At 69.3% G+C, this 24,717-nt stretch carries 21 protein-coding genes; 8 read left to right on the top strand and 13 right to left on the bottom strand.

Annotated features, from left to right (window positions below):
* The first annotated feature begins 47 nt into the window (after positions 1–47).
* The 3 genes from ELQ94_RS03275 to ppk2 all read left to right on the top strand — a co-directional run bounded on the left by ELQ94_RS03275 (position 48) and on the right by ppk2 (position 3,430).
* Positions 48–1,448 carry a glucose-6-phosphate dehydrogenase gene (locus tag ELQ94_RS03275; protein ID WP_127047081.1) on the top strand — a complete coding sequence of 467 codons (1,401 nt, stop codon included), beginning with the start codon at positions 48–50 and terminating at the stop codon, positions 1,446–1,448.
* A 96-nt stretch (positions 1,449–1,544) separates the two neighbouring features.
* A complete protein-coding gene (locus ELQ94_RS03270) occupies positions 1,545–2,522 on the top strand; it encodes a diacylglycerol/lipid kinase family protein (RefSeq protein ID WP_127047079.1) in 978 nt (325 codons plus the stop codon).
* An 80-nt stretch (positions 2,523–2,602) separates the two neighbouring features.
* Positions 2,603–3,430, top strand: coding sequence for a polyphosphate kinase 2 (gene ppk2 / locus ELQ94_RS03265; RefSeq protein WP_127047077.1), 828 nt, complete (start codon positions 2,603–2,605; stop codon positions 3,428–3,430).
* Positions 3,431–3,494: 64 nt separating this feature from the next.
* On the opposite strand, the gene ELQ94_RS03260 is transcribed toward ppk2, so the two are convergent.
* Positions 3,495–5,066 (bottom strand): Na+/H+ antiporter NhaC family protein, encoded by a 1,572-nt coding sequence (locus ELQ94_RS03260; RefSeq protein WP_127047075.1) that lies wholly within the window; start codon positions 5,064–5,066, stop codon positions 3,495–3,497.
* Positions 5,067–5,215: 149 nt separating this feature from the next.
* The gene (locus ELQ94_RS03255) at positions 5,216–6,199 is read right to left on the bottom strand and encodes an alpha/beta hydrolase (RefSeq protein ID WP_127047073.1); all 984 of its coding nucleotides are present in this window, start codon (positions 6,197–6,199) and stop codon (positions 5,216–5,218) included.
* An 89-nt stretch (positions 6,200–6,288) separates the two neighbouring features.
* On the opposite strand from ELQ94_RS03255, the gene ELQ94_RS03250 reads away from it, so the two are divergent.
* Positions 6,289–6,756, top strand: coding sequence for an Lrp/AsnC family transcriptional regulator (locus ELQ94_RS03250; RefSeq protein WP_127047071.1), 468 nt, complete (start codon positions 6,289–6,291; stop codon positions 6,754–6,756).
* A 29-nt stretch (positions 6,757–6,785) separates the two neighbouring features.
* On the opposite strand, the gene ELQ94_RS03245 is transcribed toward ELQ94_RS03250, so the two are convergent.
* On the bottom strand, positions 6,786–8,135 hold the full coding sequence (locus tag ELQ94_RS03245) for an aspartate aminotransferase family protein (protein WP_127047069.1): 1,350 nt from the start codon (positions 8,133–8,135) through the stop codon (positions 6,786–6,788).
* A gap of 234 nt (positions 8,136–8,369) precedes the next feature.
* On the opposite strand from ELQ94_RS03245, the gene ELQ94_RS03240 reads away from it, so the two are divergent.
* Complete coding sequence (locus ELQ94_RS03240) at positions 8,370–9,152, top strand: hypothetical protein (RefSeq protein WP_127047067.1); 783 nt, start codon at positions 8,370–8,372, stop codon at positions 9,150–9,152.
* Between the two features lie 77 nt (positions 9,153–9,229).
* On the opposite strand, the gene ELQ94_RS03235 is transcribed toward ELQ94_RS03240, so the two are convergent.
* The 3 genes from ELQ94_RS03235 to ELQ94_RS03225 all read right to left on the bottom strand — a co-directional run bounded on the left by ELQ94_RS03235 (position 9,230) and on the right by ELQ94_RS03225 (position 11,307).
* The gene (locus ELQ94_RS03235; RefSeq protein ID WP_127047065.1) at positions 9,230–9,787 is read right to left on the bottom strand and encodes a hypothetical protein; all 558 of its coding nucleotides are present in this window, start codon (positions 9,785–9,787) and stop codon (positions 9,230–9,232) included.
* A gap of 160 nt (positions 9,788–9,947) precedes the next feature.
* On the bottom strand, positions 9,948–10,118 hold the full coding sequence (locus ELQ94_RS03230) for a CsbD family protein (RefSeq protein WP_127047063.1): 171 nt from the start codon (positions 10,116–10,118) through the stop codon (positions 9,948–9,950).
* 106 nt (positions 10,119–10,224) lie between these two features.
* Entirely contained in the window at positions 10,225–11,307 is a 1,083-nt protein-coding gene (locus ELQ94_RS03225; protein WP_127047061.1) for a CobW C-terminal domain-containing protein, read from the bottom strand.
* A 47-nt stretch (positions 11,308–11,354) separates the two neighbouring features.
* Here ELQ94_RS03225 and ykgO point away from each other — a divergent pair, with 47 nt between their 5' ends.
* The 3 genes from ykgO to ELQ94_RS03210 all read left to right on the top strand — a co-directional run bounded on the left by ykgO (position 11,355) and on the right by ELQ94_RS03210 (position 13,550).
* Positions 11,355–11,477 carry a type B 50S ribosomal protein L36 gene (gene ykgO, locus ELQ94_RS03220; RefSeq protein ID WP_127047059.1) on the top strand — a complete coding sequence of 41 codons (123 nt, stop codon included), beginning with the start codon at positions 11,355–11,357 and terminating at the stop codon, positions 11,475–11,477.
* A gap of 184 nt (positions 11,478–11,661) precedes the next feature.
* Positions 11,662–12,543 (top strand): manganese catalase, encoded by an 882-nt coding sequence (locus tag ELQ94_RS03215; RefSeq protein WP_127047057.1) that lies wholly within the window; start codon positions 11,662–11,664, stop codon positions 12,541–12,543.
* Positions 12,544–12,674: 131 nt separating this feature from the next.
* On the top strand, positions 12,675–13,550 hold the full coding sequence (locus ELQ94_RS03210; protein WP_127047055.1) for an alpha/beta fold hydrolase: 876 nt from the start codon (positions 12,675–12,677) through the stop codon (positions 13,548–13,550).
* Between the two features lie 165 nt (positions 13,551–13,715).
* Here ELQ94_RS03210 and ELQ94_RS03205 read toward each other — a convergent pair whose 3' ends face one another.
* From ELQ94_RS03205 to ELQ94_RS03175, 7 genes are read right to left on the bottom strand one after another with little or no spacing between them, the layout of a single operon-like run.
* Entirely contained in the window at positions 13,716–16,460 is a 2,745-nt protein-coding gene (locus ELQ94_RS03205) for a choice-of-anchor M domain-containing protein (RefSeq protein ID WP_127047053.1), read from the bottom strand.
* Positions 16,461–16,514: 54 nt separating this feature from the next.
* On the bottom strand, positions 16,515–17,414 hold the full coding sequence (locus tag ELQ94_RS03200; RefSeq protein WP_243696835.1) for a lytic transglycosylase domain-containing protein: 900 nt from the start codon (positions 17,412–17,414) through the stop codon (positions 16,515–16,517).
* A complete protein-coding gene (locus ELQ94_RS03195) occupies positions 17,411–20,356 on the bottom strand; it encodes a choice-of-anchor M domain-containing protein (protein ID WP_127047051.1) in 2,946 nt (981 codons plus the stop codon). Before ELQ94_RS03195 ends, ELQ94_RS03200 begins: the two co-directional genes overlap by 4 nt.
* Positions 20,357–20,397: 41 nt before the next feature.
* Positions 20,398–21,339, bottom strand: a complete 942-nt coding sequence (locus ELQ94_RS03190) for an anchored repeat-type ABC transporter permease subunit (protein WP_127047049.1) — start codon at positions 21,337–21,339, stop codon at positions 20,398–20,400.
* Positions 21,339–22,100 (bottom strand): anchored repeat-type ABC transporter ATP-binding subunit, encoded by a 762-nt coding sequence (locus ELQ94_RS03185; RefSeq protein WP_127047047.1) that lies wholly within the window; start codon positions 22,098–22,100, stop codon positions 21,339–21,341. Before ELQ94_RS03185 ends, ELQ94_RS03190 begins: the two co-directional genes overlap by 1 nt.
* On the bottom strand, positions 22,097–23,068 hold the full coding sequence (locus tag ELQ94_RS03180) for a choice-of-anchor M domain-containing protein (RefSeq protein WP_127047045.1): 972 nt from the start codon (positions 23,066–23,068) through the stop codon (positions 22,097–22,099). Before ELQ94_RS03180 ends, ELQ94_RS03185 begins: the two co-directional genes overlap by 4 nt.
* Positions 23,068–24,651, bottom strand: a complete 1,584-nt coding sequence (locus ELQ94_RS03175) for an anchored repeat ABC transporter, substrate-binding protein (protein ID WP_127047043.1) — start codon at positions 24,649–24,651, stop codon at positions 23,068–23,070. The genes ELQ94_RS03180 and ELQ94_RS03175 overlap by 1 nt, the downstream gene beginning before the upstream one ends.
* Positions 24,652–24,717 lie beyond the last annotated feature (66 nt).

The raw sequence follows: 24,717 nt of genomic DNA, 5'->3' as shown, positions 1-24,717 counted from the left end.
CACGATCCGATCCATCCGCCCCGAGACGACGAGGAGTCACCACGACGATGAACGATCAGCCCGGAATCCCCGACACCGAGACCCTCCGCCCCGGGGCGCGAACGATCGCCATCCTCGGCGCCGGAGGCGACCTCACCGAGCGGCTCCTCCTCCCGGGTCTCGGTCACGTCGTGGACGGCACCCGAGACCTCGAGCTCACCCTCATCGGGGCGGCGCGCACGCCGCAGAGCGACGAGGAGTGGCAGGCGCTCGTCCGGTCGAGCCTCGAAGCCGCCGGGGTCTCGCCCCACACGGTCGACGCCCTCTCGAGCCGCGCCCGTTTCGTCGCGACCGACGCGTCGGACCCCGAGCAGCTGAAGGCACTCCTCGATGCGTGCCCGTCCGCACCCGTGCTCTACGTCGCGCTTCCGCCCGCCATGGGCCATGCCGTGGCCGAGTCGATGGCGGCCATCGAGCTGCCGGAGGACCTCGTCGTAGCGATCGAGAAGCCGTTCGGTGAGGACCTCGACGACGCCCGTGCGCTCAACGAGGCGCTCGCCGCGGTCATCCCCGAGGACCGGCTCTGGCGCATCGACCACTTCCTCGGCAACGCGACCGTGCTCGGGATGCTCGGCCTGCGCTTCGGCAACCGACTGCTCGAGGCCGGCTGGAGCGCCGAGCACATCGAGAAGGTCGAGATCGTCTACGACGAGGAACTCGGCATCGAAGGGCGCGCCACCTTCTACGACGGCACCGGTGCCCTCCGCGACATGCTGCAGAGCCACCTCCTCATGGTGCTCGCACTCACCACGATGGAGCGGCCCGAGGAGATCACGGCGACGGCGGTTCACGACCGCATGGCCGAGGTGCTCGGTGCGACGCGACTCTGGCGCGACGACCCGAAGACCTCGAGGCGCGCCCGCTACACGGAGGGGCGCGTCGACGATCGCCTCTTCCCCTCCTATGTGGACGAGGCCGACGTGGACCCGGAGCGCCGCATCGAGACGCTCGCGCAGATGCTCGTGCAGATCGACAACCCGCGCTGGGAGGGTGTGCCGTTCGTGCTGCGCTCCGGCAAGGCCATCGGCGACCCGCGTCGCGAGGTGGCCGTGCACTTCCGTGCCTCCACTCCCCCGACGGGTCTCCGTGGCGCGTCAACGGACGGCGGCACGGTACTCCGGATGTCGCTCAAGGGCGGCGACGTCGACCTCGACCTGTTCGTCAACGGCGAGGGTGATGCTGCGGAGCTCGAGCGCGTCACCCTCGAGGCCCGCCCGGGCGAGGCCGATCTGGACGCCTACGGCCAGGTGCTCGCCGGCATCCTGCAGAACGACACACTCCTGTCCGTCCGCGGAGACGTCGCCGAGCAGTGCTGGCGGATCGTCACCCCCGTGCTCACGGCGTGGAGCGACGACGAGGTGCCGCTCGAGGAGTACGAGGCCGGGAGCGCCGGTCCTGCCGACTGGTGAGAACGCAAGCCCGCGAGAGCCGGGACGATCGGGCGTAGCCTCTGAGGCTCGGCCCGATCCCGGGTGGAGATCGTCGAGCGGAAGCGAGCCACGCCTATGAGCAGTCCGGATCTCCGAACAGCCGCCGTCGTCTACAACCCGACCAAGGTCGATCTCGATGCGCTCCGGGACTCCGTCACGTCACAGTCGGACGCCGCCGGGTGGGGCGAACCCCGCTGGTACGAGACCTCGGTCGAGGACGTCGGCCAAGGCGTCACGCAGCGTGCGATCGCCGACGGAGCCGACCTGATCTTCGCCGCCGGCGGAGACGGCACCGTGCGCGCGGTGGCCGAGGCGGCCCGTGGGACCGGGGTGAGCGTCGCCCTGCTCCCCTCCGGAACGGGCAACCTGCTCGCCCGCAATCTCGATCTCACGCTCGACGACATGCCGGACTCGGTGCGGGCGGCCTTCACGGGGACCGATCGCGCGATCGACCTCGGCGTCATCGACATCGAGCGCGAGGACCGGACGCGCTCGCGTCACGTGTTCGTCGTGATGGCCGGCATGGGTCTCGACGCGAAGATGATCGACAACACGGACGAGGACCTCAAGAAGAAGGCGGGCTGGGCCGCGTACATCAAGGCCGTCGTCGCCTCGCTGCGGGATCGGAACGAATTGCACCTGCGATTCCAGCTCGACGACGGGGTGCCGAAGCGCGCGACGGTGCACACCGTCATCATCGGCAACTGCGGGTCGCTCCCGGCGAACATCCTCCTGATGCCCGACGCCGTCGTGGACGACGGTCTCTTCGACCTCCTCCTGATGCGACCGGGCGGGTTCCTCGGCTGGATCCGCGTGTGGTTCAAGGTCGCCTGGATCAACGGGATCCTCCGCCGCACCGCCGTGGGCCGCAGGATCACCGGTGACACCGATGACGACGGAGATCTGCGCTACGAGACGGGCACGAGATTCGTCGCTCGCGTCTCGCGGCCGGAGGAGATCGAACTCGACGGGGACGGGTTCGGGAAGGCCTCCGCATTCAATGCGTGGATCGACCCGGGTTCCCTGCTCGTGCGCGTCCCTCAGCCGCGCTGAGCAGGCATCCCCCTCAACCGCAACACCGACCGTCGCCGCCCTCGGCGGCCTCTCGTTCTCCCTCCAGCAGAAGGAAACCCATGTCCGACAAGAAGTCCGGTAAGAAGTCCGCCAAGAAGCAGAAGCGCGCGTACAAGAAGAAGTACGAGAAGGAACTCCGCCGCCTGCAGATCGAGCTCGTGAGCATGCAGCAGTGGATCACGGCGTCCGGTGCTCGCGTCCTCGTGATCTTCGAGGGCCGTGACGCTGCGGGCAAGGGCGGCGCGATCAAGCGCGTCATGCAGTACCTCAACCCGCGCACGGCTCGCGTCGTCGCCCTCCCGCAGCCGTCGGAGCGCGAGAAGGGCCAGTGGTACTTCCAGCGCTACATCGAGCGACTGCCCACGAAGGGCGAGATCGTGCTCATGGACCGCTCCTGGTACAACCGCGCGGGCGTCGAGCGTGTCATGGGCTACTCCACCGACGAGGAGTACGAGCGTTTCCTCGACCAGGTGCCCGTGCTCGAGAAGATGCTCGTCGACGACGGCATCATCCTGCTGAAGTACTGGTACTCCGTCTCCGACACCGAGCAGGAGAAGCGGTTCCGTTCGCGTCTGAACGACCCGATGCGACGGTGGAAGCTCTCCGACACCGACCTCCTGTCGATCACGAAGTGGGAGGACTACTCCCGCGCCAAGGACGCCATGTTCGACGTCACCGATCACGAGTACGCGCCGTGGTGGTCGATCGACAGCGACGACAAGAAGGCCGCACGGATCAACACGATCAATCACCTGCTCAGTCAGGTCCCGTACGACACGCTCGATCCGGACGAGGTGCACTTCCCCGAGCGTCCCGCGGCGTCCGACGCGGAGCGACCGCCGATCGAGGAGCACCGCTTCGTCCCGAATCACGCGGCGTCGCTGTAGGTCGACGACACGACCGCGCCGCCGCCTCCCACGACAGGGAGGCGGCGGCAGTGGTGACCCCTTGTCAGGGCGCCGGCGGCGAGACCGGGGCCGGGGGTTCGGCGACCGCGGGTCGCTGACGAACAGCCACCCCGCCCTCCCCTTCGAAACGGCGGCCCCACCCGGTCAGGACGGCCACGAGCATCACGGCCGTGAGTAGGAGCGGGTAGAACGACGTCGTGAAGATCGAGAACGCCGACAGCACGGGCACGCCCTCGCCGTAACCCTGCGTCAACTGGCTCGCGATGAGGAGGAAGACGCTCGCCACCGGGACGACCGCTCCGATGCCGAGGGTGAAGCCGTCCATGATGTTCGCGCGCCGGTACGGGTGGAGCTGGGCCTTCGCACCGAGCTTGTCCGCGACCGGTCCGAACATCAGCATCGAGGGACTGTTGACGCCCGCGAAGAGCGCGGCGGACGTGGCCGCACCGATCCCCATCACCAGCTCGGACTTCACGGGACCGGCCGACTGCTCGGAGCGTTCGACGAGGTCGACGACGAGGTCGAAGACGCCGGCCCCCTGAAGGATGCCCACGATGGCGAAGATGACGATGGCGAGCCCGACGAGCGGCAGCATGTCGCCGACACCGGCGACGAGAAGGCCGCCGGGGGCGCCGTCCTCGCCCACGGAGATGATGTCCGGCGGGGTCATCAGCCCGGTCACCAGTCCGATGACGATGCCGGACAGGAGGCCGACAGTCGCCGCCAGGAAGATGTCGCGCTTCCAGAACGCCACGCCCAGGAGCAGCACGACCGGGACGACCATGACGAGGCTCAGCGGGTCGCCGTCCGCGCCGGCGACCGCGCCCGACGCGCCGCCCCCGGACAGGACGAGCCCGAAGACGAGGAACAGTATCGCGCTGATGCCGGCCGCCACGAGAGCGTAGGGGGCGCGAGACCGGACGACTCCGCCGATCTCGGCGATGCCCTCCCTCCGGCGGTAGCGCTGCGTCGAGGCCGAGACGATCGTGGAGTCGGAGATCGGCGCGAGGTTGTCACCGAAGATCGCTCCCGACAGAATCGCACCGGCGAGGAGCACCGGATCGGCGCCGAGCAGGACACCGGCGGGATAGAAGATCGGGAACGCTGTGAACATCGTGCCGAACGACGTTCCCGTCGACATCGAGATGACGCACGTCAGGACGAACGTCACCGCGGCGAACAGACCGCCGCCGATCCCGATCTGACCGGCAAGCCACACGAAACCGCCGGCAACGTCCGACTGGGTGATCATGGCGGCCACCATGCTGACGACGAGGAGGATCAGGAGCAGGGAGACCGAGTTCCGCGACGAGACCCCGGCGATGATGTGCTCCCAGAAACGCGAGTAGGAGCGGGCGAACAGACCGGCGACGAGGATGCCGGCCAGGCCGGAGGCGGTGAGGGCGTTCATGTCGAACACCCCGAAGACCACGAAGAACGCGACTACTCCGGCGAGGAAGATCCCGGGGGCGATGAATGCGCCCGCGATCCCGATGCGGAAGTCGAGCCGGGAAGCGGAACCACCGCCCTCGGGTCCGCCGATCGGGACGGCCGGTTCCGCCGGCGGGAGGTCGTGTTCGGCGCGTGTGGTGCGTCGTGCGGGCTTGAGCGTCATGGCTGATCGACTCCTGGTTCGAAGGGATGTGGGTTCAGTGCATGGATGGAGCGGCTTTCGATGGATCGGTGACGCAGTGGTGCGGCGGTGCGGAACGCAGAGGTGCGGATCGTGGGCCCGCGTCGGCTCGGCCGGGTGGCCGGAGAGCGTCAGTGCGGGTGAGGGGACCTGGACAGTGCCCGGCCGAGGCCGTCGAGGAGGCCCCGGAGGATGCGCACGCTGCTCGGTGCGGTCGGGGCGAACTCGACCGAACCGTGGAACGTGCCCGGATGGGAGTGCAGCTCGACGCTGACTCCCGCGTCCAGCAACCGGAGCGCGAACTCGATGCCCTGGGTGCGCACGGGATCGATCTCCATCGTGGCGATGGAGGTCGGTGGGAGCCCCGAGAGGTCCGCCGCCCGCGCCGGTGCCGCATAGGCGGATACGTCCGCATCCGCCGGTCCGGAGTACCCCGGCCCCAGGTAGTAGCGCCAGACGAGGGCACCTGTGCTCTCCTTTGCGGCGTCGGCGTCGGCGTCGGCGTCGGGCGCTCCTGCCTCGGTCGACGACGGGGATCGATCGTCGAGCGCTGGGCTCAGGAGGAGTTGGTACGCGATCGCGGGACCGCCCTCGTCGCGGGCACGGAGAACGACTCCGGCCGCGAGGCCTCCGCCCGCGCTCGACCCGGCCACGGCGAGGAGAGCGGGATCGACGCCGAGCTCGTCGGCCCGTGAGCTCACGTGCAGGAGAGCCGCATAGCAGTCGTCGAGCGGACCGGGGAACGGCGTCTCGGGAGCGAGGCGGTACTCCACGTTCGCGACGGCGATGCCGAGCTCGCGCACGACCTCCACGCAGAAGTACTCGAACTCCTGCGCCCGACCGAGCACGAACCCGCCGCCGTGGATCGCGAGGAGCACGGGAAGCGTCCCGACGGCAGCCACCGGCCGGAGGAACCGGATCGGCACGTCGGGGTTCCCTCCGAGACCGGGGGCCGAGATCTCGGTCACATCGACACCCTCGTAGGACAGCGCGTCGATCGCCGCCTTCGACGACTCCTCCGTCCGTCGGCGGGCCGCCGCGACGTCGGTGATGTCGATATCCGCCGCGCCGGCGACGGCCGCGAGCTCGGGCAGGAGGTTCGGGTGCGCCGTCATCGCCCGGCCATCGTTTCGGTCCCGTTTCGAGTCGATGGCGATTGGATGAAACGGGCCGTCTCGCGCGGCAGTGGCGGCAGACTCGATCCGTGGACGCCATCGATCGCGCAATAATCGACCAACTGCGGCGGGATTGTCGCCAGTCGAACCTCGAACTGGCGGCCGCCGTCGGGCTCACGCCGTCGCCCTGCCTGCGGCGCGTCCGGCGCCTCGAGGAGGAGGGCGTGATCACCGGCTATCACGCCGACTTCGCGCCGTCCGCCGTGGAACGCGGGTTCGAGGTGCTCGTGAGTATCGAACTCGCCGACCAGTCGCCCGATACGACGACCCGCTTCGAGACGGAGCTGACGTCCCACCGTGAGGTGATCGAGGCCCGCCGGATGTTCGGCTCCCCGGATTTCGAGGTGGTCGTGGCGACGCGGGATCTCGCGGCCTACGAGGCCTTCATGCGACGCACCCTCCTGACCCTGCCGGGCCTCGGCCGGCTCGTCTCGCGATTCCCCATGGTGCTCATCAAGGCCGACTCCCCCTCCCGGACCCGAGCACGCGCGATCTGACGTCGCCGCACCCATCGGTGTGCGCATGTTCAGGCGTGCTTCCGCGCGACGGTGAGAGCCTCGTCGAGGATGGCGAGGCCCGTGTCGAGAGACTCCTCGGAGATCGTCAACGGAGGCGCGATCCGCAGGATGCTGTTGACGCCCGGCATCTGCGCGATGTTGAGGTGGAGCCCGCGCTCGAAGCACGCGGCCGTCACGGCGGTGCCGAAATCGTCAGCCGGTTCCTTCGTCCCACGGTCCATCACGAGTTCGACGCCCTGGAACAGCCCCCGTCCGCGCACGTCCCCGATACGGTCGTGCCGCTCCTGGAGTTCGACGAGCCCGCGACGCAGTCGGTCCCCCATCCGGCGAGCGACGGCGTCGTACTCGCCCTCCACGAGGGTGCGGACGACCGTCAGGCCCACGGCCGCGGCGAGCGGGTCCGAGACGTGGGTGGTCGTGAACATGAACCGGCGCTCGCTGCACACGGCCTCGATCTCATCCGATGTGACGACCGCGGACACCGGCAGACCGGCGCCGAGGGTCTTCGAGAGCGTGAGGATGTCCGGAACGACGCCCTGGTGCTGGAAGGCGTACCAGTCGCCGGTCCGGCAGAGGCCGGTTTGCGCCTCGTCGATGATGAGCAGCATGCCGCGCTCGTCGCACTTCTTCCGAAGAGCGGCGAAGTAGCCGTCGGGCGGAGGGATGAGTCCTCCCGTGCCGAGGATCGGTTCCGCGATGAACGCGGCGAGGCTGCCGACGGACTGACGGTCCACCATGGCGAATCCGAAGTCGAGTTCCGCCTGCCAGTCGTGGGATCCGTCAGCGGTGCGGAACACGGAGCGGTAGGAGTTGGGCGTCGTGATGATGAGGTTTCCGGGCGCGAGGGGACCATAACCCGCCCGCGACAGGCTGTACGTCGCCGCACCGGCCGCGTGAGTCGAGCCGTGGTACGACTGGTCGAACGAGACGATCTCGTGCTTCCCCGTGTAGAGCTTCGCCATCTTGATGGCCGCCTCGTTCGACTCGCCGCCCGTGCTGAGGATCATCGTCTTACTGAGCTGGGCCGGGAGCGTGTCGGAGAGCGCCTCGGCCAGATCCACGACGGGTCGGCTGAGCATTCCGCTGAAGAGATGATCGAGCGTCGCGATCGACCGCGACACCGTCTCGACGACCGCCGGGTGGGCGTGGCCGAGAAGCGAGCTCATCTGGCCCGAGGTGAAGTCGAGGATGGCGCGACCATTCTCGTCGTAGACGTGGCAGCCCTCCGCACGCTCGATGATCGAGGGGATGAAGCCCGCCGGTCCGTAACGGATGAGGTGCCGCCGCGCGGTGTCCCAGAACCCGTCCGTCGACCGGACGGTGTCCACTGTCGGTCGCTCGTCGGCGATTGTCGTCATGTCATACCCTTCGTCGTCCCGCTGTTGAAGAGCAACGCTAGGGAAGTGGGTCCGGCACGCGATTGCGAAGAATGCCGTGCGCACCGTCCACGCGCAATGCATGAGCGCACTCTGTCGATCGCGCGCATTTTCTCGCCTCCGCCTCCGGATCCCTCATCACGATGTGACCGACGACGCTGCGCAAGACGCCCTCCGGCTGGTAGACATCTCGACAGGACGTCGAGGGAGAACAGCATGGCCGTGGGCACTCAGCGGAACATCGGACGACGGGCAGGGCTCGTCCCGCTCGCGTTCGCCATCGTCGCGGCCTCCCTCACCGGGTGCGTGGCCGGCACCTCGTCCGCCACCCCCGGGAGCGCGACCGCGACGCCCGAGCCGTCGGCGACCCCCACCGTCGTCGTCGGGGAGCCGATCACGGGGACCGGACCGATCGACGGCGCCCCTCTGGCTGCCCCCGCCGGCACGCAGTCGGTGACGATCGCGTTCGAATGCGCGGGCGACATCCGCTTCTCCGTCGAGCTCACGAACGACATGACCGGCGGCATGCTCGTCGGCGACTGCGGAAGCACGAACGAGATGACCTGGCCCCTCCCCTCCGGCTCCGGTTCGGGATTGTTCGTCTACCTGCCTGACGACATCGACTGGGTCGCGACGCCGACGTTCTCGAGCGCTCCGTTCGTGTACGACGACGCCCTCACGGAGGACTGCGCAGCATTCGCCGACGCGGAGAGCGCCCTCATGAACGCCGACCAGGGCTACACCCTCTACGACGCGTTCGAGGAGGACGAGTGGACGAGCCGCGTCGACGGCGCCGTCGCCGATCTGACCGCCCTCGCCGAGACCGCCTCGCCATCGATCGCGGAGGCGATCGCGACGGTGGCGGCCGAAGCGAGCGCTCCCGACCGCACCGTCGGCATGGCTCTCACTGACGAGGCGCACACCGCGGCCGACACGGTCAGCGCCGAATGCAACAGGAACCAGACGCCCATCATCCTCTCCGGCGAGTTCGGCGGCTGATCGACCGGACTCATCCGGCGCTCGTGGCGCGCGAGCACTCCCCCGATGGTGGGCACACGAGGACGACGACCGCTGGGTCAGCCCATCCGTCCCTCTTTCGACGAACCTGTGAGCAGATCCGCCTGAAGGCCCTCGAGCAGACGCCATATCGAGGCAGGCTGATTGACGGCGAACTGCTCCGTCGCCGAGCCACTCAGTGCGATCAGCTCGTCGAGACCGTCGTAAGCCAGCTCGATGGAGAGCGTGCCCGGCCAGGTGTAGCGCTCTGCTCGTTCGTCGTCGGACCTGTCGCTGGCCGTGAACCTGAGCGACCGTATGGCACTGCGCGGGATGAAGCGCACGGTAGGTGCCCCGTCATCCGACGTCGTATCGTCCACGTCGGCCACAGCGAGCACGCTTTCCGTGAACACGACGATGTTGGCCGTTCCGTGCTCTTCCTCATTCCGGCCGCGTGCGAACACGACAGGTTCCCCGCCGGTCGCCAGTGCGAGCGCCGTCAACAGACGCGCATACCAGCCACGTAAGACACTCCCGTCAGCCGTTCGGGTTATCGCGGAGAAGGATGAGTACTCGTCTGAACTGATTGCGGCGTCGAGATCCAGGATCTGTCTCTTGTGCGCGTTGCTCTGGGCCATTTTCGGCTCCTTCCCATCCGTAGGCTCCGACCCCCGGCGAAGTCCGACGGTGCGAAATCACAGAACCCGATGTATGACGCGACCGATCGCGATGGACGAATGGTAGGCCCGGCCGATATCCGACCGGGCCGTCTCGTCACGTGGCGACGTCGCCGCGTGGTTACTTGAAGGCGTCCTTGACGTTCTCGCCCGCGTTCTTGAGGCTGGCCTTCTTCTGGTCGCCTTCACCCTCGCGCTGCAGCTTCTCGTCGTCGCCGTGCTTGCCGGCGGTCTCCTTCGCCTTGCCGGACACGTCCTGCGCCGCGTTCTTGATCTTGTCGTCGAGCCCCATGGTCACTCCTTCGTTGGCGGGTGTTGGTCCGTGAACGGTACGCGGACGCGTCTGCGTCGTCTCGGGCTCGCGTCCTCCCCCGACGTGGGGTATGGGCGGCGTCGATCTAGTGCCGGTGGCCGGCCTCCCAGCGCGGGAAGGGATCGGCGTATGTCTGCCATTCCATCGGGCCGGCGAGCAACTCGTCCGGGGCGAGGAGACACCGACCGAGCACGTCGACGAGGCGATCGCTCTCGAGGTGGTGCCCGAAGAACACGATCTCCTGGCCCGGAGGAGAATCCGCGTCCCAGCTCGACATGCCCGTGGGGTCGAGGCTCAGGAGGTCTCCGGCGCTCGACCAGGAACCGACCTGGTCGGCTCGTGTCGCGAGGCGCACGAGTCCCTTCGAGCGGAGTATGCGTCCCACCCGATCGGGCGTGAGCTCGGTGGCCACGACCTTCGCGAGTCGGCCGGGATGGAACGGCCGCGGGTCGCGGAAGACCGTCGCGCCGATCAGGCCCGACGAGGGCTCGTCGTCCGCGGCGAGCGCGAGCTGCCAGCCCATGTTCGCCCCGATCCGGTGAGCGCGGGTCTCCGTGCGGCGGAGGGGCGCCCGCCGCAGTGACGCGACGCCTCCCGGCCCGATCACGAGCGCCCCCGGGTTGAGGCGCTGCGCCAGGGCGAGGGCGAGGGAGGCACGAGCGTCGCCCGGGGCGTCCTCCAGATCGGTCAGCACGATCGTCGAGGCGAACTCGAGGCGGGCGGCGAGGCGTTCGGCCGACTCGTCGACCGCGTCGTCCATCTGCTGTCCGGCGGCCCCGTCGAGGAATCGGTCGAGGATCTCGCGGATGCTCGAGACGGCGATCACCTCGCGCGTCACGACGGGAACCTCGTCGGGGTGCCGACGGGTCATCACGAACTCGCACACGAGCGCGATCTCCATGACATCCGCCCGCGGCTCGAGCACGACGACGGTCTCGCCCCGCAACCCGGCATCGGCGCTCTCGCACACCGATTCGGCGAGCTGCAGCGCGAAGTCACCGCTGTCCTCGTCGTCGGTCTCGACGCGCCGGCCGGGAGCCGACGGTCGCACCCCGGCGAACGCAGCGGCGACCTCACTCGCCCGCACCATGTCCGACGAACTGACGAGCGTGACAGCCACGCCCGATCGCGATCGGATCCGGTCGACGTCGTTCTCGAGATGTTCCATGGGGTCTACTCTAAACGAGAACGGTTATCAATAAAGGAGGAACGGCCATGAAGGTCCGCAATTCGATCCAGTCGCTCAAGAAGATGCCCGGTGCCCAGGTGGTCCGCCGCCGCGGACGCGTGTTCGTCATCAATAAGCTCAACCCGCGCTTCAAAGCGCGCCAGGGCTGACGTGATGTCGTGCCCGCCGCCTCTCATCCGCGGCGGGCACGGCGCCGGCGTCGCATTATGAGCGCCGCTCGCGCACGATGTCCAGCACGCGCGAGAGATCGCAGGTGAGGAATTGACTGGTCGGACCGTCGCGCAGGATCGACGACCGCCGTCGAACGGCAGCACGATGGTGAAGGAGTGAACGATGTTCTTCCACCGACAAGAGTTGCAACACGCCGCAACGCCCGAACGACCGGACGCTGTGTACGCCCGCAAGCTCCAGGAGGTCCTCGGCGGTCAGTACGGCGAGATCACCGTCGCCATGCAGTACCAGTTCCAAGCCTGGAACATGCACATCCCCGGCAAGTACCGCGACCTGGTCTTCGGCATCGGCGCGGAGGAGATGGGGCACGTCGAGATGCTCGCGGTCATGATCGCCCAGCTCCTCGAGAAGTCGCCCCTTGGGATCACCGACGATGCCGTCCAGGCGGATCCGACGGTCGCCGCCGTCATCGGCGGCACCGACATCCAGCAGGGAATCGTCGCGGGTGCAGGAGCGCGTCCCGTCGACAGCATGGGCAACCCGTGGCAGGGCAGCTACATCACGGCGAGCGGAAACCTCCTCGCCGACTTCACCGCGAACGCCAACGCCGAGATGCAGGGGCGGGTCCAGGTCGCCCGGCTCTACCACATGACCGACGACCACGGCGTGCGGGATCTGCTCTCGTTCCTTCTGGCGCGGGACACGATGCACCAGAACCAGTGGATGGCGGCCGCGGCGGAACTGCGGGCCGAAGGCATCGAGGACTTCCCCGTTCCGAGCAACTTCCCCCTGAAGCACGAGGAGCGCGACGTGTCGTACCAGTACATCAATTTCTCGGATGGCGCAGCGGCGGCCGAGGGCTCCTGGGCGAGCGGCCCGACACCGGACGGCAAGGGCAAATTCTCCTACCTGGCCGAGCCCGAGGCCGGCGTCCCCATGCCGCCTCCCACGCACCCGGACTCCCGCTTCTACGGCACGACGGAACTCCCCAACACCGTCGAGAAGCTCGCGGGCGCGGCCCAGGACAAGCTGAAGAAGGAGTAGGACCCCGGCTGCCGAGATGCCTCCGACGGCCGACGCGCTCGCGTCCGTCGGAGGCATCTGGGCATCGAGCGCCGTGACGACCGACCTGTCCAGCGCTTACTCGACATGCGGCGACCGGAGAGGATCGAGTCATGACGCCGACCCGACTCACCCGCTTCCGCCACGACGGCTTTACCTTCGACGTGTCGGACTCCGGCCCCCTCGACGGCCCCGTCATCGTCCTCCTGCACGGCTTCCCGGGATCGCGACGCACGTGGGACGCCGTCACTCCGCTGCTCGAGGCCGGCGGAGGGCGCGTCGTCGCGTACGACCAGCGCGGATACTCGGCGGGGGCCCGTCCGCGTCACCGATCGTCCTACCGGGCCGCCGACATCACTGGAGATGCGCTCGCGCTGATCGACGACCTCGGGACCGATCGCGTCCACGTCGTCGGACACGACTGGGGCGGTTTCGTCGCCTGGCGACTTGCAGCCGTCGCGCCGCACCGCCTCACGGGCGTGACGATCCTGTCGACGCCCCATCCGCGAGCGCTCGCGCGATCGCTCCTCTCGTCCGCGCAGCTGGCACGGTCCCTCTATATGGGCGCGTTCCAGCTCCCGGTCCTGCCCGAGGCACTCCTCCGACCACGGTTGGCCCGGTTGCTCGTCGCCATGGGGCTCCCCGACGGCATCGCGCGCGAGTACCAGCGCTTCCTCTCCTCCCCCGGTGCTCTCCGGGGTGCACTGAACTGGTACCGCGGGATGATGCTGCCGGACCGACGGTCCGGCAGAACGTCGCAGCGGCGGGCCACGGCGGATGTGACGTACGTCTGGGGCAATCGGGATCCGGCCCTCGGCCGCCGTGCCGCCGAACTGACGCGGCGACACGCTCGCGGCGACTATCGGTTCGTCGAGCTCGACGAGGGCCACTGGCTGCCGGAGCTCGCGGCGGAGGTCGTCGCTCGCGAAGTGCTGTCCCGATTCGAGGGCGGCTCCGGAAACTCCGGCTCCTCGCCACACGACGTTTAGACGGACGCGATCCGGCCGCTCGATCTCGACGCGACCGTTTCGAGCCCGACGTCGACTTCTCGGCCGACGTGACCGCGATCTTCGGGCGGGATGTGGTGCACGCCCCGACAGCGCGCCTCGTCCCGATCGGCCGACCGGCCGATCGGGATGAGGTGCACTGTGCGGTCAGGACCGCTTCGCGCGGTGGCGGCGGTCGGCCACGATGGCGGCGGCACCGGCGAGGAGCGCGGCGAGGACGAGGGCCAGGAGCCCGAGCACGTCGGACCCTGTGACCGCCAGGCCGTCCGTGCGGTCGGTGCCGTCGGCCTCCGGTGCGGCCGCATCGTCCGTTCCCGGGGCGTCGCCGGGTCCGTTGTCGCCCTCCGCCGGGGGCGCCGGCGACGGGTCCGCGTCACCGGGGAGCGACGGGTCCGGCTCACCGGGGATCGGCGGGGCTGGCTCCGCCGGCTGCTCGGCGGCCGGCGTCACCGCCAGGGTCACGGGCGTCGACTCGATGTACGTCTCACCGTCGTCGAAGACCAGCCGGGCCGCGATGGAGGCGCCGTCGAGGTCCTCGGTCGCGGTCATCCGCAGTTCAGGAGTGTTCTGTCCCGCGATCGCCGTGGGGGCGTCCTCGCCGGGTGACTGGAGGAGCCATTCCCACCGCTGGAGGACCGAGTCCGGAGTGACCGTCGCATCGAGTGCGATCTCATCACCGGCGGCGTACGTGTCCGCGAGTCCCGCGATTGACAGCTTCTCCTGTGGGGCGGCGCCGTGGTCGTCCACGTGGATCGTCACGGTCTCGCTCGTGGCGAGGACGACACCGGCGGAGGACACGAACTCGACCATGACCTGGGTCCCGTCGAGCGCCTGCTGGGCGCGCACGTCGTGCGCCGCCGTCGTGACTCCCGCGATCTCCGTGAACCCGTCCTGGTCCGGTCGCTGCCAGAGCCACCGGTACGTGTCGGTGTCGGAGGCGATGGGGTCGGCGCTCGCCCGCAGCTTGACGGTGTTGCCCTGGTGGTAGTGGCCGGCGAGGGATTCGAGGAGGACGATCTGCTCGCCCGGTGCCGCGTCCGTGACCCGCACGACGGTCGCGGTCTGAGCGATGAGGAAACCGGTCCGGGCGTCGGTCGCCCGCAGGACGAGCTCGGCTCCGTCGAGGTCCGCCGTCACACCGAGCTCGACGGAGGGATCGGTCGCGCCCTCGATGGCCTCCTGCTCCCATCCGCGCTGGATGAGCCACTGGTAGGCGACTCCCTCCCGTGCCGGGAACAGGTCGGAGGTCGCCCCGAGGGTGTCACCGGCGCGGTAGACGGACCGTACCCCGGACACCTGCAGCTCGCGCTCGAGCAGCTCCGGCCGGATCGCCGCGGTCTGTCCGACGACTCCGCCGTCGGCGTCGACGATCTGCAGCGCGGCCTCGGCATAGAGCAGGGCACCGGTGTCCATCGCGTATGGGCCGTCACCCCGCGGAATCTGGTCCTCCCACAGCTCGGCCCACGTGGTGCTGTACGGGAGCCCGCGGCTCACCCAACGCAGGGATTCACCGTCACGCAGCGCACGGTGGGAGACATCGAGCTCGATGGGATCGCCGATGTAGTAGCTCGACTCGAGCCCCGAGATCGTCATGCTCTCGCCCGATCCGACGTTCTCCCCGGTGACGCGGATGGTGGTCCATCCGGATTCCTGGATCGTGCGGTAGTCCTCGTCGATCAGGCCCACGGCGATCTGGGCGCCGTCGAGCGCAGTCGTCGCGTCTCGGGTGAGTCGGTCTCCGAACAGCGTTCCGTCCGCGTCGGACATCGCGTAGTCGCCCTCCCCTTCACCCTCGCGGATGAGCCACCACAAGCGCTCGCCGTCCTTCGGCGTCACACCGACGGCGCGCAGGTCGATCATCTCGCCCGCGACGTAGGACGTCGCGAGCCCCTCGATGCCGAAGTCGACACCGTCGAGGTCCTCGACGACCGTGACCGGAGCGGGGTTCGAGGAGGAGGTCGAGAAGTCGGCGGACCTCTCGGGCGTGAAGACGGCCTTCAGCTGGCGCGTCCCGAAGGGCAGGTCGGCCACGTCGAGAGCGGCTCGGCCGTCCTGGACCACGTCGTGACCGAGGCTGCGCGTGCCGTCGAAGAACTCGACCCACCCGGTGGCCGCGGCCGGAGTGACCCTCGATGAGAGCGAGACCGTGCTGCCGAGGGCGACGCGACCCGGTGTCGCCGAGAGGGTCGTCCCCGTGGACGTCGCGGGTGCGACCCCGCCGACGACGAAGGTGTAGGCGGTCGTCGCCGACACCGCGCCGCCCGCCGTCCGGGCGTCGGCGCGGACGTCGAGGGTGTAGGTGCCGGGCGCCGTGAAGGCCCAGTTCGCGTGCATGTGCGAGCGGGCGATCGTGAAGGACGAGAGCCCCTCGTCGCTCGACCACAGGCGCTCGACTCCGCCGACACCGCCCCCCGTGTAGACCTCGAGGTCGCCCGGACCCTCCACGCCCTCGAGCGTGAAGGTCGTTTCGTCGTCGACGAGCACACCGGCAGGCACGGATTCGGTCGAGAAGCCCGGCCAGAGCGTCGCGTAGCCGTCGCCCTCGGAGGTGGCCGTCTCGGGGGCGAGCCACATCTCCTCCCCGGCGGTCCCGATGAAGCCGTAGCCCTCAGGAACGACCGTCTTGGCGGCGTCGTCGATATCGAACGCGACCGACGCCGGATCGAGCCGGACCCCCGTCCCTTCCGGCAGGTCCGCGGCGGTCGCGAGCTCGAACCGACCGTCGGTCCAGAACGTCGACACGGCGTCGGTGTGGAGCTTGCTCAGCACGGTGGTATCGACGGTGGGCGGCGGTGGCCCCTCGATCGCCATCGCGGCGGACGGGGTGACGAGGGAGACGGCCAACGTGGCCGCCCCTGCGAACGCGAGACGGGCGGATGGACGAGTGTTCATGCGGGGTACCTTTCGAGCCGCGAGGCGGCGATGTCGTGTGTGTGACAGAGAAAGTCAGGAATGGGACGCGTAGAAGGACGCCGCGTCGGCGACGCGATTGTTGTACTCGACGGTGTCGTTGTAGCCGGCGACGGCGGCGATCCACCGTTCCGGATCGGTCAGGTCGCCGCCGATGGCGCAGAGGTACCGGGCGGCGGCGAGGGAGGCGTCGTCGACGTTCTGCGGGTCCGCGACACCGTCTCCGTCGCCGTCGGTCGCCCACTCGCGCCACGTCCCGGGGATGAACTGCATGGGGCCGACGGCACGATCCCACACGGCGTCGCCGTCGAGCGCACCGCCGTCGGTGTCCGGGATGCTCGCGGTGGTCTCGCCCGTCAGGGGGATCCCGACGATCGCGGGGCGCGCGACGCCCGACGCGTCGAGAGCCGAACCGTGGATGCGACCGTGGTCCGATTCGACGTGACCGATCCCGGCGAGGGTGTTCCATCCGAGACCGCACCCGGGGTAGTACTGATCGACGGCGACGGACGCCCCCGTGTAGGCGAGCAAAGCCCGGTGCGGGATGCCGGTGGAGGCGGCGAGCTCCTCCACCCACGTCGCCGACACGAGGGTGGTGATGTCGGTGCCGCGGTCCTCGTCGGCCGGTTCCGGTTCGGGGTCCGACTCCTCGGTCGACACATCGGTCTCCGCTGCCGTGGTGGGCGCGGGTGCGGGAGCCGACGCGGACACGGGAGGACGGCCGGAGGGACCGATGAGGAGTCCCACGGCGATGACGACGACGCCGAGAAGCCCGATCGAGATCATCGCGATCGTCGCCGGTCGCCCCACGGACGGTGCGGAGTATCCGTCCTCCGCACCGTCGTCTCCGCCCTCGACACCCTTTCGCCTGGTCGATCCCGCGAGGACGCGATCGAAATCGTCGACGTCGCCGCGGTCGTCCCCCGGCGTCGTCACCTCCCGCTGCCGGGAACGAACGCCGCCTCGCTCCGTCGCAAGCGGCGGACGTAGACCATCGTCCCCCCGGCGATCGCCAGGATGACGAGCGCCCCACCGGCCAGGATCACGATGAGCGCCCACGGTGTCGTCGAGCCGAGCAGAGTCGCATCGGTGGGAGCGTCCGCAGTATCGCCCGCGCGCTCCGATCGTGCTGCACGGTCCGTCTCGTCGGCCGCGGCCTTCTCCTCCGCCTCCTCGGCGGCCGCCTGGTCAGCGGCGATCGCGGCGGCGGCGGCCTCGTCGACGGCCGCGTTGACGGCCGCCGCGTCGGACACGCTCGAGCTCCTCAATCCGCAGAAGGTGTCGCCGAGAGGCGCATCCCCCACCTGGAAGACGTAGCGGTGGGGGGCCGTGCGCAGCGACGACCCGGTGCGGGGATCCGTCGCGACCGCGTTGACCGTGAGCGTGTAGATCCCCTTCTCCGAGAACACCCACTGGGCGTGCGTGTGCACGGGTACGGGCTCGCGGATGCTCCCGGGCAGCGTGTACCCGCCGTTCGTGAGGAGGGAGCGCACGTCCCCGAACGGGCCGGCGGTCGACAGGTGGACCCGGCCGGGGCCGTTCACGGCGGTGACGTTGATCGTCACGTCGCTGTATCCGCTCGCCGCAGTCCTGTTCGTGTCCCATCCCGGCCAGATGAGTCCGGGATTCTGCGTGAGGGGGAGGACGTATCCGGACGAGGTGCCGGGGGCGCCGGACGGGATCGACGAGCGGTAGGCGGGCTCACGGACGCGCAGGAGCACGGACTCCGCCTCACGCACCACGCGGTGACCGGTCACGTCCTCCATCAGCTGGAGGACGGCTTTTCCGTTCGCCGCCGAGACGAAGAACGCATCGATGTGCCCGTTCTCGAGCACGATCCCCGGCGCGCAGCTCTGAGCGGGCGCGGCCGGTGCCGGCGTCGCGCCTTCGTCAGTGGGAGCACCACCCCCGCCCGGGGCGTTGCCGCCTCCTCCGCCACCGCTCGGTGTGCCGACGACGGAGAACGCATCCCACCCGACGAGCGTCCCGTCCGTGTCCTCCACCGCGACCCGCTGCGCCCCGACGGCGAGCCGGGCGCGCAGGTCCACGGTGAGGGCACCGTTCAGGTCGGCCTGGATCCATCCGAGCCACACCGTCTTCGGGCCGATCGACCAGACGGACACCCATTCACCGGCCTGGTCCGTGTCGACGACCCGCACTCCGAGGGTTCCCGACGCACCCACCCTCTTGGAGGGGTTGGTCACGATGACGTCGGTGCCACCGGGAAGTGCCGCGAGGCCCGCGCTCGTCGGAGCGGTGGTGTCGTCGGCGGTCGGCTTCTCGCGCACATCGCCCTCGACGGTGACCGTCACGGCTCTCGAGGTGGACGGAGACGCCTCGTTGCTCCACCGCGGCACGAACTCGGCGACGATGTCGTGCGGTCCGGCGGCGAGCGCCGACGTGACGAAGCTCGCCGAACCCGCCGTGACGGGGGTGTGGCCGAGGATCACGCCGGAGGTGCGGTCGCGGAACTGCACGGCTCCAGCAGCGGCCGGGGAGACGGTCGCGGTGAAACGCAGCGGAGCCCCGCTCAGGGCGGATGGTCGTTCCGCTCGCAGGGTCGTGGCCGTCGACGCGCGATGCGCGGCGAGGTCGCCGACCACCATCGTGTAGGTGTTCGTAGCCGTCTGCGTGCGTCCGTCCACGACACCGCGTGCCTGGAACGTCATCACGTAGGTGCCGGGGGCGCTGAACGCCCAGTTCATGTGCGTGTGCTGCGGCACCCCGGTCGTCCAGGGCGCGAGCGCCGTCGTGGAGCTGAACGTGCGCGTCACGCTGTTCGTCCCGCCCTGCAGGAAGACTTCGACGTCACCCGGGCCGTCCACGCTCTGGAGGCTGATGGCGAGCTTCGCGTCCCTGACCTTCCCGGACAGGCTCGGATGCTCGGTGCTGAAACCGGGCCAGATGAGGGCGTGGTCCTGGGTCTGCGGCGCGAGCCAGACGTCCGCCCCGGGCGTGCCGAGGAAGGAGAAGACCGGACTCGACGGAATCGACATCTTGCTCGCCCCGGCGAGGTGGAAGAGCGTCTGGGTGGCCGTCAGCCGGGTGCCGAGGTCGACCCCGTCCCCGTCTATGTCGATGTCCGCCTTGCTGTCGAGCGTGAGCGCATCCCCGTCGAGGAAGGCCGACACCATGTCCGTGTGGACGGCGCCGATGACGCGCTTCTGGCTGCTCGCAGGGGCGGGCTGGCTCGACTGCCCGGGGGGGATCGTCGGGTCGACGGGAGGGGGCGGATTCCCGGGGGTTCCCGGGTCGGTCGGGGTTCCCGGGTCGGTCGGGGCCTCCGGATCGGTTGGAGCCCCCGGGTCGCTCGGGTTCTCCGGATCCGTCGGCGTCTCCGGGTCGGTCGTCCCGGCGACGCGGAAGGAGAGGACAGCGGACGTGGACGGGCCGCTCTCCGCTCCCGTGGCATCGAGCGCGGTGACCCGCATCTCGATGCGGTAGTCCCCTGCGCCGACGAAGGTCCACTCGACCGCGCTCGAGGTCAGAGGAGAGAGGTCGACGCTCGTCGGGCCCGCCTCGGCCGAGCCGAGGAGCACCTCGGTGCCGAGTTCCGACCGCACGGAGACCGACGGGTCGGTCTGGGTGCCCGCGTCGGGCAGGTCGACGCTCACCCAGTCGAGACGGACCGGTCCGCTCGAGACGCTGTCGGTGTCGAGCGCGGCGCCGACGGCGCCCGAGGCGGGGACATCGATGATCGTCGTCGACGGGTCGTGACGTTCCCCGGATGCGGAGACGATGTCGACGACGAGCCCGGTGTCGTCCTGGCGGATGGACGGAATAGACGCACCCTCAGCGGAGATCGCGGACGGCGCGGCGGCGGCCGACGCACCGGACGGGATCAGGAGACTCGCGAGCACGGCTGCGACGAGACTCACGCCGGTCGTCGAGCGGCGGAGCGATCGCGCCCCGACCCGGCTCACGAGCGGGTCCCGATGAGGTCGCGGGCGCTTGCGTCGGTGAGCGGGTCGCGCTCGTCGTCACTCTCGCCCTCGATCGGGACGGCTCTCCTCCGGAGGTAGGCCATGAGGAGACCGTGTCGGGGCGCGAAGAACCAGGCGATGAGGAACACGGCCGTCGCGACGAGGACGATGACGCCGCCGACCGGCAGGTCGAGGCTCCAGGACAGGTAGAGCCCGAGGAGGGCCGAGGAGCCGCCGATGACCGGGGCGAGCAGCATCATCACGCCCAGCCGATCCGTCAGGAGGCGCGCGGCGGCCGCCGGGGTGATGAGCAGCGCGAGCACGAGGATGTTCCCGATGGTCTGGATCGAGATCACGATCGCCACCGCGACCATGACGTACAGCACGAGGTCCAGCGCGAAGACGGGGACCCCTGTGGACCGGGCCGTCTCCCGGTCGAGGGTGACGGCGACGAACTCCTTGTGGAAGAGGAAGACGACGAGCATGAGGATCATGCCCGTGATGGCCACGGTGTAGATGTCCTCGTCCGGGATGCCTGTGATGGATCCGAAGAGGAACTGCTGCAACGATCCCGCGTAGCCGGGAGCACGACTGATGACCACGATGCCGAGCGCGAACGCGGCGACGAAGAACACACCGATGATGCTGTCCTCCTTGATGCGCCGATTCTGCGAGAACACGGCCACGAGGATCGCGGTCAATACACCGGCGACCGCACCGCCGAGCACGAGGTTGCCCTGGATCACGAACGCCACGGCGAGGCCGGGGAAGACCGCGTGGGCGACGGCGTCGCCGATGAAGGCCATCCCGCGGAGCACGACGTAGCAGCCGATGACACCGCACACGATGCTCGACATCACGGCGATGACGAGCGCCTTGGGGAGGAACCCGAGGTCCGGGTTCAGGAGGTCCTTCAGGAAATCGAGAGGAGAAAGCATCAGGCGACGACCCCCAGGGTCTTGAGCAGCGGATTGGTGGCCTTGACGTCGAACGTGCGCATCCACACGGCCGGGTCGTCGAGAGCGGCCGGTGGACCGTCCGCGACGATCGCGCGGTTGATGAGGCACAGTCGGGAGCATTCGTGGAGCGCGCCCACGAGGTCGTGAGTCGTCATGAGCACCGCCTTGTCCTCGGCGCTCAATTCGCGGAAGAGGTCGATGAGCAGTTCCTGAGTCGGCATGTCCAGTCCGGTGAACGGTTCATCGAGGAGGAGGAGGCGCGGACGGAGGGCGAGGGCGCGGGCGACGAGCACGCGCTGCCGCTGGCCCCCGGAGAGCTCTCCGACGGGGCGCGTGCGGAGGTGATCCATGTGCACGCGTTCGAGGGCTTCCGCGACGGCATCGAAGTCGACGAGTCCCGGCCGACGGAGCCAACCGATCCGACGCACCCGCCCGGTCATCACGACGTCCTCGACCGAGATCGGGAAGTCCCAGGCGAACTCGTGGCGTTGCGGGACGTAGCCGATGAGGGAACGGTTCTGCGACGCGTCCGTGCCGTCGACGGCGACCCGGCCCGATTGCAGCCTCGTGAGTCCGAGGATGGCGCGCAGGAGCGTGGTCTTGCCGGCACCGTTCGGTCCGATGAGGCCGACGAATTCGCCCGTCTCGATCGACAGGTCGATGTCGTGGAGGACCCGGCGTCCCCCGAGGTGCACCGTGAGGTCGCTGACGGTGAGCGCCGGGGTGCTCGACTCGCTCATTCGCCGGCCTCCCTCGAGGCGCGGGCCGCGAGCACACGCTGTTTCGCGCGGCGCGTCGCCGTGAGCATCACGATGACCGCGATGACGAGGGCGAGGGTGACGGCACCGACGACGGCGGACACGACGACCGCGGTCGGGATGCCGGACGCGGTGTCCGCGCCGCTCGCATCCGACTCTTCCTCGGCGGGCGCAGGAACAGCCTCGTCACCGGCGGCCGCCTCGTCGACGGTGGAGACCGCGTCGAAGGCGTCGTCTGCGTTCGTCTCGTCACCGACGGCGAAACGCAGGGTCGCTTCGGCGCTCTCCGTCGTGCCGTCGATCAGGTCCGCGTCGAAGCGGATGTCCACGAGGTACACGCCGGGATCGCTGAAGACCCAGTTCGCGTGCGTGTGGGTGTTCACCTCGATCCACGACTGCTGCGGGAACGGCTGGCTCGTGGACCAGAGGGGCTCGGGATCGCCGAAGTTGCCGCTCTGGAGGTACACGGACACGTCGCCGGGGCCGTCCACACCGAGGACGCTGAGCGTCGTCCCGAGGTTCATGATCTCGAGCACGCCGGGCTCCTGCGTGTTCCAGCCGACCCAGATCACATCGGTCTTCTGGGTCTGCGGAATCACGTAGACCTCCGATCCCGCCTCCTGTCCGAGGAAGTCGTAGGCCTCGTCGTCGGGGACCTCGAGCATCGACGCATCGTTCACCCGCAGGACGACGTCGTCGACGTCGCGCCAGTACTTCGGGGTCTCGGTGTCATCGTGGAGCTGCACCGCCCACGCGCCGGTCGCGAGCGTCGGCCCGAAGTCGACGTGACCGCGGTCGCGCACCACCTGGCCGGTGCCCTGGGCCTGGTCGGGGTCGATCGTCTGATCCAGGTCGTCGTCGGTCGCCGCCTGGGCGGACGTCGCCGACAGCAGGAGGGCTGCCGTCGTCGCGACGAGGAGGGATCTCGTGAGGAGGGTGGGGGTCTTCATCAGTTCTCCTTCGCGCCGCCGAGGCAGTCGCGGATCGATTGCGCGTTGAAGCGCATCATGTCGATGTAGGTGGGTACGTCCTCCGAGAAGGCGTCGCCGTAGATGTCGCAGACGGCGATGCCCTGGTCGGCCGCGACCTCGACGAGCGTCGAGGAGCGGGAGGAGAGGTTCGGCTCGAGGAAGACGGCTGGGACCTCGAGGTTGCGGAGCGTCTCGGTGAGCCGCTTCCGTTCGGCGAGGCTCGGCTCGATCGCCGGGTTCGGCGTCACGAAGCCGGAGATGGTGAGGTCGTATGCCTGCGCGAGATAGCCGTAGGCGTCGTGCGTCGTCACGAGGGTGCGATTGGCCTTCGGCACCTCGGCGATCGTCGCTGCTACCTCGGCGTCCAGGTCCGCGAGTTCCTCGAGGTAAACCGCGGCATTGGCCGTGTAGGTCGCGGCACCCTCCGGGTCGACGTCGATGAGGGTGTCTCGCATGATCTCGACGTAGGACATCGCGTTGCGGACGTTCTGCCACAGGTGCGGATCGATCTCCCCGTGCACGTGCTTGCCGAGAACGGCTTGCGGGAGCTGGTACACCGGGTTGCCCGCGCGGCCGAGGAACCGATAGGCCGGGTCGCCGGGGATCTCGTGGAGCGCCTTGTTCGGCACCTCGACGACGACGTCGTCGAGGTCGAAGAACTCCTGGTGCACGTGGCCCGAACCGTGTTCGTGGTCGAGCAGCACAGTGAAGGACTGCGTGTCCATGTCGAGCGTCACGTCGGAGTGCCCGGCGTCGAGGATCGTGGCGTCGCTCTTCCCGGGGACCGAGTAGGGGTCGACTCCGACGGCGAAGGTGACCTCGCCGCTCGCGACCTCGACGGGGCGCTGGTCGGAGGAGGTCTGCAGTTTCGCCCGGAGGTCGAGCGTGTAGATGCCTGGCTCCGAGAAGGCCCAGCTGAGGTGGGTGTGTGCGTCGGGCGGGAGGACGACGGTGTCGTCGCGGTACCCGTCCGCCTCGTCGAACCCGTCCGTCGAGTCGATGTAGCGGTCGACGTCGCCGAAACTCCCGGTGAGGTACGCGTGCAGCTCCCCTGGGCCCTCCATGTCGGTGGCCGAGACGAGGACGTCCGAGGTGCGCGTCGCACTGAGCGCCGCGCCGTCGCCGCGAACACGGAGTCCCAGCCAGATCGTGTCGAGCGAGACGTCCTCGACGAGCGGGATGATCTCGGCCGCGTACTTCACCGCGTCCTCGGCGAGCGAGATGTTCGGGACGCCGTCCGGCAGGTTCGTGTCGAGTGCCTTGATGAGGTTCTGCTCCTCGAGCATGAGGTAGTTGCTGAACGCGACGTCGGCGTAGACGATGTCGCGGATGTCCCGCAGGCTCGGCTCGTAGCTGTGCGGGTCTCCACCCTCGGGGACGAGCGAGAGGACCTCCGCCCGGTCGCCGGCGACGTTCCGCGCGAGGTCGGCGAGGATGCCGGTCGTGGTGACGACGCGCAGGCCTTCCGGCTCGGAGGCGGGAGTGGGTGTGGCGCAGCCGGAGAGGAGCGCGGCGCCGAGGGCGACGGCGAGGACGGCTCGGCTCCGTGAGCGGGTGGGCACAGAGGACCTTTCTATTCGAGATGCGGGCCGGTGACGGCCCGCATGAGGATGCGGTGGCCGCCGGTT

Origin of the sequence: Labedella endophytica (assembly GCF_003990045.1) — a bacterium.
Lineage (GTDB): Bacteria > Actinomycetota > Actinomycetes > Actinomycetales > Microbacteriaceae > Labedella > Labedella endophytica.
This window is presented reverse-complemented; position numbering and strand designations above follow the sequence as displayed.